This is a genomic window from Streptomyces murinus (assembly GCF_002154555.1).
Taxonomy (GTDB): domain Bacteria; phylum Actinomycetota; class Actinomycetes; order Streptomycetales; family Streptomycetaceae; genus Streptomyces; species Streptomyces murinus.
Window position 1 is genome coordinate 1 of the sequence record NZ_MUNF01000775.1, and the last position, 2,287, is coordinate 2,287.

Consider the following 2,287-nt stretch of genomic DNA (forward strand, 5'->3'; position numbering starts at 1 on the left):
ACGTACCAGTTCTTGAACCGCCAGCCCGGCTCCCAGAACAGCCACACCGACCAGGGCACGCCGGGCTGGGCGAGCTTGAGCACGCCGGTGCCGAGCCAGCGGTCCCGCCGTACCGTGCGCGGCTTGGTGTAGCGGGACTCCAGCGGCTCGCGGTGCACCGGCGTGCCGTCGGCCAGGGCCGGCTTCACGCACTCGGTGCCGGGGGCCAGCCAGACGGCGAGCAGTTCGGCGTCGTCGCGTACGACGGTGACGGGCCGCACGATGTGGAACTTCGCGCCGCCGTTCTCCCGGTAACGCCACAGGATCGGTGTCCCCGGCGCCCAGTACGCCGCAGGTCCCGCCGCCGCTTGCCGCATCGTTCCGTCGTCCGTCATGGGCAGATATTAGGTGCCGGGCGGGGCGGGCGCTGCGGCGAAGGTCACGGTTCCCCCATGCGCGTGCGCGTGGCCGAAAAAGTTCGCTCGGCGGTTACGGGCGGGTCATCCGCAGCACGTCCAGCGCCTCGTCGAGCTGCTCCGCGGTCAGCTCGCCGCGCTCCACGTACCCGCCCTCCAGCACCACCTGACGGATCGTTTTGCGTTCGGCGAGCGCCTTCTTGGCGACCTTCGCGGCCTCCTCGTAGCCGATGTACTTGTTCAGCGGGGTGACGACGGACGGCGACGACTCGGCGTACTCGCGGGCGCGTTCGCGGTCGGCGGTGATGCCGTCGACGGTGCGGTCGGCCAGCAGCCGGGTCACATTGGCCAGCAGCCGGATCGATTCCAGGACGTTCTTGGCGATGACCGGGAGCATCACGTTCAGCTCGAAGTTGCCGGCGGCGCCCGCGGTGGCGATGGTGGCGTCGTTGCCGACGACCTGGGCGGCGACCATCAGCACGGCCTCCGGCACCACCGGGTTGACCTTGCCCGGCATGATCGAGGAGCCCGGCTGGAGGTCGGGCAGCCGGATCTCGGCGAGCCCGGTGCGCGGGCCCGAGGCCATCCAGCGCAGATCGTTGGCGATCTTCGTCAGCCCGACCGCGATGGTCCGCAGCTGCCCGCTGGTCTCCACGATGCCGTCCCGGGCGCCCTGCGCCTCGAAGTGGTCGCGGGCCTCGGTCAGCGGCAGCCCGGTCGCGCGGGCCACCTCCTCGATGACGGCGGCTGAGAACCCGGGCGGGGTGTTGATGCCGGTGCCCACCGCGGTGCCGCCCAGCGGCAGCTCGGCCAGCCGGGGCAGCGAGGCGCGCAGCCGCTCGACGCCGTAGTGGACCTGCGCCGCGTAGCCGCCGAACTCCTGGCCCAGCGTCACGGGGGTGGCGTCCATCAGATGCGTGCGGCCCGACTTCACCACGTCGGCGAACTCGGCGCTCTTGCGCTCCAGCGCGGCGGCGAGGTGGTCGAGGGCCGGGATCAGGTCATGGGTGACGGCGGCGGTGGCGGCGATGTGGATCGAGGAGGGGAAGACGTCGTTGGACGACTGCGAGGCGTTGACGTGGTCGTTCGGATGCACCGGGCGCCCGAGCCGCTCGCTCGCCAGGGTCGCGAGGACCTCGTTGGTGTTCATGTTGGACGAGGTGCCGGAACCGGTCTGGAAGACATCGACGGGGAAGTGCTCGTCCCAGTCGCCCCGGGCGACCTCCTCGGCGGCCTCCTGGATCGCCCCCGCGACGTCCTTGTCCAGCACCCCGAGTTCCGCGTTCACCTTCGCCGCGGCCGCCTTGATCCGCGCGAGCGCCTCGATGTGCGCCCGCTCGATCCGCTGCCCGGACACGGGGAAGTTCTCCACGGCCCGCTGCGTCTGCGCCCGCCACTTGGCACCCGCCGGTACCCGGACCTCGCCCATGGAGTCGTGCTCGATGCGGTATTCGCTCATACCGGGTACAGCGGGCGGGGACCCGGTGTTGTTCCGCGGGTTGGTCCATCGGCCGCGCCCCGACCCCCGTACGGGTCACCCAGGACCCGGCCGCGCACCGGGAGGGCGGCGAACGGCGGCTGCGGGGACGGGAGCCGGGGCGTCCGCCTTGTTCGTTCGACGGCGCCTCTCGGTCCGTGCGGCGTTGCAAGAGGGGTGCTCTTCCGGACTGGGGCCCTGCGGGTGAGACGGAGAGGGGCGAGCCGTGTCTTCGCCGGCCGCGTACTGATGGCGTCACGCCTGGGCGGGGCCGCGCGCCATGCCGAGGGGCTGCGCCGGGCCGGGCCGGGCACCACGGTGGAGGTGAACGGCGGCTGGGGACCGGGTCCTGGTGGAAGTCGTCCGGTTTGTTCGACCGACGGCGCTCCACAGTCCGTCCGGCGTTTGCGGACCG

At 72.2% G+C, this 2,287-nt stretch carries 1 protein-coding gene and 1 pseudogene; both read right to left on the reverse strand.

Going from position 1 to position 2,287, the window contains the following annotated elements; all coding sequences use genetic code 11:
- Positions 1–374 (reverse strand): annotated as a pseudogene (locus tag CCN72_RS34795) (DUF402 domain-containing protein); the annotation flags it as partial.
- 94 nt (positions 375–468) lie between these two features.
- On the reverse strand, positions 469–1,854 hold the full coding sequence (locus tag CCN72_RS34800; protein ID WP_086812345.1) for a class II fumarate hydratase: 1,386 nt from the start codon (positions 1,852–1,854) through the stop codon (positions 469–471).
- Between the last annotated feature and the right edge of the window lie 433 nt (positions 1,855–2,287).